The sequence below is a fragment of the Microcoleus sp. K4-B3 genome (assembly GCF_036704615.1).
In the GTDB taxonomy this organism is placed as follows: domain Bacteria; phylum Cyanobacteriota; class Cyanobacteriia; order Cyanobacteriales; family Microcoleaceae; genus Microcoleus.
The window spans coordinates 1-7243 of record NZ_JAUBSF010000154.1 but is presented as its reverse complement, the minus strand read 5'-3'; the positions used below and the strand labels follow the sequence as shown (position 1 = coordinate 7243).

Genomic DNA, 7243 nt, shown 5'->3' with positions numbered 1-7243 from the left:
TATTTGTTGCCTCACTATAGATATATCTTTCTTTATCTATCTTAACATAGTTTTGTTTTTTCTCGCCGACCTACTTACAGACTTGATTTTCTTTGATTAAGTCTCCCGTACAGAAAACGGGCAAGCGTTCTTGATAAGATTTGATGGCGAGGATGTAGTCTTTGTCTGCAAGTTCGGTTTTAATTTTCCGCAGTTGGTCGGCAATGACACCTAGTAAGGTAATCTCGCCACTTAATTTGTCGGCGTTAGGAGTGTGAATTTGAATCACGATTCCCTGAATAGTTGTATTAGGAAGGCCGGTAATTAAATCTGCTAAAATTTCCAGTTGAGAGCGCTTTTCGATGACCTCCAATGTCTCTAGCATCAAGTTCATTGACACGGGGAAGTCAGGAAGAGTGGAATTTAAAGGTAGAACGATTTGAGGGGCTTCTGGCTTGATATCGCTGCTTGTCCAAATAATAGCGCGGCTGTCAATTTGTTGTGCTTGTTTCCAACCTTTTGTTTCTAAGTAGTAGCTGATTTGCTGAGGTTGGAGATTTTTGAGCAATTCAATATCCTTTATTGTCACATTCATAGTTGTCTCCCGGTTGCGATACGCTGCATGATAGTTGTCAGAGTCTCAGCCGAAAATATATTTGTTCTGGGTATTGAAATAGTGACGGTTTCTTTATTGTCAGTAGATGCTGCACCTTCTAATGATATCCAATAAGCGCAGCGTTTTAAGCAAAGTTCCGCTTCTGTTTGTTGCAGCCAGTCATTGACTCTATCGGGAACAATGACCACAATTATAATTTTAGGAGGATAGGCGTTGCTTGTGCTCAATTCTTCGTAGTTTTTAATGTTCAGGGGATAGCGAAGGCTATTTTCGTTGAGGATATCTCTTGAGGTACATTTGACTTGAAGGTAAAGAATGGGAAAGTTTGGTAAACCTGATGCTGCTATTCCCGTGATAATTAGGTCTACACCCAGCTTGTCTAGAGGAGTAGTTGTTCGCTGGCAGATGCACCCTGCTGCTGAGGCAACGGCGTAAACGTAGGCATAGCTAAATTCTTCTTTTTTGGTGTTGATGTCCATTAAACTGCTAATTCGGTCTTATTTCCAATAGGATAATGATATAAAACAATTAATTGATGTTCTGATAGACATTTTATTGCAAAAGCCAGATTTGTTAAATCGCTCACTTATACTTCAAAAAGTCCGGGTTCGTATTCTTCAATGATGGTGAATAATCACAGCAGTATATCATCTATCATTTGAATTTTGTTAACTCGCCGAGATTTTGTTGAATCGCATTTATCCCGCGAATATGAGACAAAGGAGAACCTCCGTACAAAAAGCTGTTCAAGCTAACTTGATAATTTTGCTGTACCGCCAAATCCAGCCATAAATTCTTAAAGGCTTCTCCCGGTTTGTAGTCGGGGATATTGTGCTGATAGTAAGGAAAACTGTCTATACAAGTATTGAAAAAGTTTTTACGCCCGCAATGCTTTAAATACTGATATCGCGGTTTGAATTCTGTTGGATTTTCTAATAATGTATAAATAGTATCGGCTAAGGATTCCGGGTCAAATTTGGCGTAAAGACCCGCACCTTCGGGGAAAACTGGCGAGTTTCCTCTGGCGTATTGGTTGAATTCTTCAAAACAAATTACTGGTACGTTGCAACTCATGGCTTCGGTAATGCCCCGGTTTTTTCCTTCGAGAAGGGAACCGAGGACGAATGCTTGGGCTCGCGAATAATATGTGGGGATTTCGCTGTAGTAGTCTACTCTCGGCACTAAATTAATGTAGTCGGAGGGATTCGTTAAAATTGTTTCTATTTGTTGCCATTCTTTTAAGGCGTACTCGTCGAGAGTTTTCAGGTTGTTTGCATCAAATTCGTGGCCGGTGACGACTGTTAATTTTATCGGTTTTTGCGGATATTTTTGGCGGTAAACTTTTAAGGCTTTGGCTATGATTGGCAAATTTTTTTCTTCGGAAATTCGGGCGACGGCTAGCAAGTCGATGTCTTTGGCGGGGACGTTGCGCGGGGAAATTAAGTATTCGTTGATGAAGTCGGTGTCTTGCAGTGGTATGATTGGTTTGTAAGCGCGATCGGGATAAGTTTCGCGAAACCACTTATCTCGCTGCGGGTTTTTGTACAAACTCGAGTAGGCGTCAGCTATGGGGGCCCAGGAGTAGGACGTTCCCGGGGAATAGGTGAAGGATAAAAATACTGAAGAAAGTTGGGGAAATAGTTTGTTGATGAGTTCGACTGCTTCGCTGAAGTAAATTCCTTTGATGAAACGCCCTTCGTAAAACAGTGGGGGAAGCAAGACGTAGAAACTGACGGTATCGAAGCGGTGGGGTTGGTCTTCAAATATCTCCCAGCTAAAGGCGTCTAAGTCTGCATAAATTTCGGCGATTGGTTTGTTGATGTGGGGATTGCGTAAATATGGTTTTTGTCGATCGTAGTTTCCGCGTACCATAGAAGTTTTTTGGTATGATTTTATTGCAATGTTATTTTTTTGTGAATCAAGATTTTTTTTAATGAACCGCAGAGGCCGCAGAGACCGCAGAGGAGAAGAGAAGAGAGATATTCACAATTCATCCAAGGGTTCTTCTACTGATTCATTGTCGCCAATTGTGAGGGCGAGTTGGTAGATTTGGCGGCGGGGGAGGGATGTTTGTTGTGCGAGTTGGCGGCTGGCTTGGGAACGACTTATGCCTTCTGCAATTAATGTTTGCAATTCTGCTTTGATGGCGTCTTCGGAAAATATTGGGGCGGCTGTTTGGATGCCGGCAATTACTAGGGTAAATTCTCCCTGGGGTTCGCGATTGGTGTAAAGTTCGATCGCACTTTCTATACTACCACGCCAAAACTCTTCGTGCATTTTAGTTAACTCTCTCGCCAGCACAATCTGTCTGTCGCTTCCCAAACTCTTTGCTAAATCTTGTAAAGTTTGTCGCAATCGGTGCGGGGATTCGTATAATATTATAGTGCGGGATTCTATTTGCAAAGCTTCTAAACTCTGTTGGCGTTCTTGACCTTTGACGGGTAAGAAACCTTCAAATACAAATCTCTCTGTAGGTAATCCTGATGCAGTTATGCCAACAATGCAGGCAGTCGGGCCGGGAATCGGAATAATGTTAATATTAGCATCGGCGCAAGCTTTGACCAACTCGTATCCGGGGTCAGAAATTCCCGGCATTCCGGCATCGGTGACGAGGGCGATATCTTTGCCTAAATGCAGTTTGTCGATGAGTTCGGGAAGCCGCTGGTGTTGGTTATGTTCGTGATAGCTGATTTGGGGCGTTTTGATTTGGAAATGGTGCAAAAGTTTGCCTGTATGGCGGGTATCTTCGGCGGCGATGAAGTCTGCTGTTTGCAAGATTCGGATGGCGCGAAAGGTCATGTCTTCGAGGTTGCCGATCGGGGTTCCTACGATGTAAAGTGTTCCTGTATTGGGATTTGCTTGCATTTTAAGATTTGGCTTTTTTAACCGCAGATAAAGCACGGGCGGGACGCCCATGCCACACATTTAAGAAGATATGAAAACGGGATTGTTTTTGGGATTGGCGACTTTAGATTTAGTTTATTTGGCCGGGAAGCCTCCGGGTGAAAATCAGAAAGTTGTTGCTTCTGATTGTACCATTGCTGCGGGCGGGCCGGCGGCGAATGCTGCGGTGACTTTTAGCTATTTGGGGAATGCGGCGGTATGGGCTGGCGTTTTGGGCACTCACGCGATCGCCCAATTAATTCGTGCAGACTTAGCGGAGTATAATGTCAGGATAATCGATTTGGAACCCGGGCGATCGCACTCGCCGCCAGTTTCCTCGATTATTGTAACTGAAGCAACGGGCGATCGATCGATAATTTCCATCAATGCTACGAAATCGCAAGTTGACAGTCAAACAATTAACCAGGATATTTTAACATCAGTTAATATTGTACTGCTTGACGGACATCAAATAGCAGCCAGCCAAGAAATTGCTCAACTTGCCAATTCAAAAAACATTCCCATTGTCCTCGACGGTGGCAGTTGGAAACCCGGATTAGAGGAAATATTGCCTTTCATTGAATGGGCGGTATGTTCCGATAATTTTCATCCGCCAGACTGCGAAAATTCAGAACAAGTCTTTGCTTACCTGTCAGCAGCCGGAATTTCCCATATTGCCATCACTCGCGGCGAAAAATCAATTTTATACCACAGCAATGGCACTTACGGCACTATAGAAGTACCTCAAATTCAAGCCACAGACACTTTAGGCGCTGGCGACATCTTTCACGGGGCTTTCTGTCATTATATTTTGCAAAATAACTTTACAGATACTCTTACGGCAGCGGTTAAAATCGCTTCCCATTCCTGCAAAAACTTCGGAACCCGCGCCTGGATGAATAAGGGTTAATTTTCAAGTAAAATTAACCAAACTATCCGGTTAAAACCGCTCAAAGCTAGAAAACTTGAACTGGCAACACTTGTTGAGTTAAAATCCTGACAGCAACCTCGACAAAATTTGAGAACTTCCCTCTTCTCTTTCTTCGCGTCCTTAGTGCCTTCGCGGTTCGTTAACAAAATTGCTATATTAGTAAGACAAGTTAAAGTCACACAAAACACTCCCAAAACAACATACCCGAATCATGCCTGACACCCAACCTCTAAGTATCACCCTTCCCCCTTTGCGGATTACCCTAACAGAACAGCAGCAAGTTAACCTAGAATGGCTGACACAAAACTTGCCCAATCTACTCACCCCAAGCAAACAAGAAGTCCCCGACAATATGAAACAGTGGGTGGCGGCGAACAAATTATTAAATCAACCCGATGCAGAAATCATTCAAGCCTTAATAAGTACCGGCATAGATGCGGAAACAGCCACCGCAGAAGTTAGGGAAATATCATCTCATCCCTACTTCCAAGCAGGCAGCCATTACGTCCAGTTATTGCAGAAATTAGAATCGCATCTCAGGATTAACAATCAATTAGCTGCATTGTCTTCCAAGTTTGGCACAATCGAACGCAAAAGCAGCCTTTCCAGAGAGTATTTTCTCGAAAATTACTACGCAAAAAATACTCCAGTAATTATTACCAACATCATGCACAACTGGAAAGCGTTGCAGTTGTGGACGCCGGAGTATTTGCAGCAAAAATACGGCGATGCAGAGGTACAAATTCAAGCCAACCGCAACTCAGACCCGAATTACGAAATTAAGATAGAAAATCACAAAAAAACAGTTTTTTTCCGCAAATATGTAGAGATGGTGGTCAATGGCGGGCCTAGCAACGACTACTACATGGTTGCTAACAACCAAACTCTGGAAAGAGAGGAATTTAAACCGCTATTTAACGACATTGAAATATTCCCAGAATACCTCAATCCCGCCGATACAAAAGGCAGAGTTTTCTTTTGGTTCGGCCCGAAAGGCACGATTACGCCACTCCACCACGACCCAGTTAATTTAATTTTAGCTCAAGTTTCGGGTCGCAAACTAATTAAATTGATTTCTCCGCAGCAAACACCTCTGCTTTACAATCACGTCGGCGTTTTCAGCAAAGTTGATGGCGAAAATCCCGATTATGACAAATACCCGCTTTACAGAGATGCGAAAATTATTGAATTGATTTTGGAACCGGGAGAAGCTATCTTTATTCCTGTCGGTTGGTGGCATCATGTAAAATCATTGGAAGTTAGTATTTCGGTCTCGTTTACTAATTTTGTGTTTCCCAATTATTATGAATGGAAATATCCTCATATTAATTGGTAACTTTGCCAAGAGGAAGAAGGAGGCAGAACCCATTGGTGACAAATTAAGACTAAAACCCATATAAATGTCGCTTTTTATCTAGTCTAGATCCCCCTAAATCCCCCTTAATAAGGGGGACTTTGAAAACGCTCTTGTCCCCCCTTTATTAAGGGGGGTTAGGGGGGATCTAGACTTCGATAAAAACAAGAGATACAGTCGGTTTGACGTTAAGTTGTCACCAATAAACTCTGCTTGGAAGTGAAATCGGCGTTCATCTGCGGTTCAAAAAAAGAAATTCATGAAAAATCTCGAAGAAATCAGCGAAATTTCCCGATCGATCGCCTGGAGTGCATCAGATATCCTACAATCCTATTATCGGCAGGACTCCAATACTCCTAACCTCGACATCCAAGAGAAAAAAGATGGCCCGGTCACCGCCGCCGATGTCGCTGTCAATTCTTACATCCTCGACGAATTGCAATCGGCTTTAGGGAATGCAGAATTTGGCTATCTCAGCGAGGAAACTTACAAATCTTATTTGAAAACCAACGGTCAAGTTCCCTTACCTCAAAGTTGGGTTTGGATTATTGACCCTTTGGATGGAACGCGAGATTTTATTGACAGGACAGGGGAATTTGCCGTTCACATTGCTTTAGCGTTCGAGGGAAGACCGGTATTGGCAGTTGTGGCTTGGCCCCAACTGCAAAAGATTTATTACGCAATCCGCGATGCGGGTGCTTTTGTGGAAAATCGGGACGGTTCTGCGGTCAAATTGCAGGTTTCTGCGCGAAATATAGTGGCAGATTTATCTATAGTAACTAGCCGCAGTCACCGGGACGATCGCTTTAATCAATTGTTACAAAAATTGCCTTGTCAAAATCAAATAGCTGTCGGCAGTATTGGCTGTAAAATTGCGACAATTGTGGAACAAAAGGCTGATGTTTATATTGCGCTTTCGGGAAAGTCTGCGCCTAAAGATTGGGATTTGGCGGCGCCAGAATTGATTTTGACGGAAGCGGGCGGTCGATTTACTCGTTTTGACGGTTCTGCTTTGCAATATAACCGGGGAGATGTGAGTCAGTGGGGGGGTTTGTTGGCGAGTAACGGTTGCTGTCACGCTGCTATTTGCAGGGAAGCTGAGGCGATTTTAGCAGGGATAGATGCGAGTTTGAAGTAAGTGCGACGATCGCCCGTAAACATGGTAAGGAATAACTGGTAGGGGCGACTTTTACCATAAATCTTGGCAATCGCTAACATTATACATCAACCCGCCCCTCGCACATATGTATCAAAAATCCCGCTCATAATATTTCAGTCTAATCACACTTGCTATTGAACGGTTTTTGTGTTATGTCATCCACCTCGCGCTGGCTCATCCGTAATATTACTTAATAAAATCCCCCATCTTTATCGAAACTTTAAATAAAAAGGTGTTTATAAAGAGTAGAAGTTCACGGGGTTAGCGTGGCAGAAGAGAAGGAGGAATCCGACCAGAACGAGTACTCAAGACAGATTCAGT

The 7243-nt window shown here is 43.2% G+C and carries 7 protein-coding genes; 3 read left to right on the top strand and 4 right to left on the bottom strand.

Annotated elements, in window-relative coordinates:
* Positions 1-70: 70 nt before the first annotated feature.
* From QUA78_RS31130 to rsmI, 4 genes are all read right to left on the bottom strand, one after another.
* The gene (locus QUA78_RS31130) at positions 71-574 is read right to left on the bottom strand and encodes a hypothetical protein (protein WP_333306487.1); all 504 of its coding nucleotides are present in this window, start codon (positions 572-574) and stop codon (positions 71-73) included.
* Positions 571-1074, bottom strand: coding sequence for a DUF4365 domain-containing protein (locus QUA78_RS31125; protein ID WP_333306485.1), 504 nt, complete (start codon positions 1072-1074; stop codon positions 571-573). The genes QUA78_RS31130 and QUA78_RS31125 overlap by 4 nt, the downstream gene beginning before the upstream one ends.
* A gap of 175 nt (positions 1075-1249) precedes the next feature.
* Positions 1250-2467 carry a glycosyltransferase gene (locus QUA78_RS31120; RefSeq protein ID WP_333306483.1) on the bottom strand — a complete coding sequence of 406 codons (1218 nt, stop codon included), beginning with the start codon at positions 2465-2467 and terminating at the stop codon, positions 1250-1252.
* 111 nt (positions 2468-2578) lie between these two features.
* Positions 2579-3460: a 16S rRNA (cytidine(1402)-2'-O)-methyltransferase gene (rsmI, locus tag QUA78_RS31115; RefSeq protein WP_333306481.1), complete on the bottom strand. Its 882-nt coding sequence runs from the start codon at positions 3458-3460 to the stop codon at positions 2579-2581.
* Positions 3461-3530: 70 nt separating this feature from the next.
* Between rsmI and QUA78_RS31110 the strand changes: the two genes are divergently transcribed.
* From QUA78_RS31110 to QUA78_RS31100, 3 genes are all read left to right on the top strand, one after another.
* Positions 3531-4388 carry a PfkB family carbohydrate kinase gene (locus tag QUA78_RS31110; RefSeq protein WP_333306479.1) on the top strand — a complete coding sequence of 286 codons (858 nt, stop codon included), beginning with the start codon at positions 3531-3533 and terminating at the stop codon, positions 4386-4388.
* A 232-nt stretch (positions 4389-4620) separates the two neighbouring features.
* Positions 4621-5745 carry a cupin-like domain-containing protein gene (locus QUA78_RS31105; protein ID WP_333306478.1) on the top strand — a complete coding sequence of 375 codons (1125 nt, stop codon included), beginning with the start codon at positions 4621-4623 and terminating at the stop codon, positions 5743-5745.
* A 277-nt stretch (positions 5746-6022) separates the two neighbouring features.
* Positions 6023-6901, top strand: coding sequence for an inositol monophosphatase family protein (locus tag QUA78_RS31100; protein WP_333306476.1), 879 nt, complete (start codon positions 6023-6025; stop codon positions 6899-6901).
* Positions 6902-7243: the final 342 nt, after the last annotated feature.

What these genes read in the sequence shown, in the direction of transcription:
- QUA78_RS31100 (WP_333306476.1), top strand. Translation starts at nt 6,023, where the DNA reads ATGAAAAATCTCGAAGAAATCAGCGAAATTTCCCGATCGATCGCCTGG.
- QUA78_RS31125 (WP_333306485.1), bottom strand. Translation starts at nt 1,074, where the DNA reads ATGGACATCAACACCAAAAAAGAAGAATTTAGCTATGCCTACGTTTAC.
- QUA78_RS31120 (WP_333306483.1), bottom strand. Translation starts at nt 2,467, where the DNA reads ATGGTACGCGGAAACTACGATCGACAAAAACCATATTTACGCAATCCC.
- rsmI (WP_333306481.1), bottom strand. Translation starts at nt 3,460, where the DNA reads ATGCAAGCAAATCCCAATACAGGAACACTTTACATCGTAGGAACCCCG.
- QUA78_RS31110 (WP_333306479.1), top strand. Translation starts at nt 3,531, where the DNA reads ATGAAAACGGGATTGTTTTTGGGATTGGCGACTTTAGATTTAGTTTAT.
- QUA78_RS31105 (WP_333306478.1), top strand. Translation starts at nt 4,621, where the DNA reads ATGCCTGACACCCAACCTCTAAGTATCACCCTTCCCCCTTTGCGGATT.
- QUA78_RS31130 (WP_333306487.1), bottom strand. Translation starts at nt 574, where the DNA reads ATGAATGTGACAATAAAGGATATTGAATTGCTCAAAAATCTCCAACCT.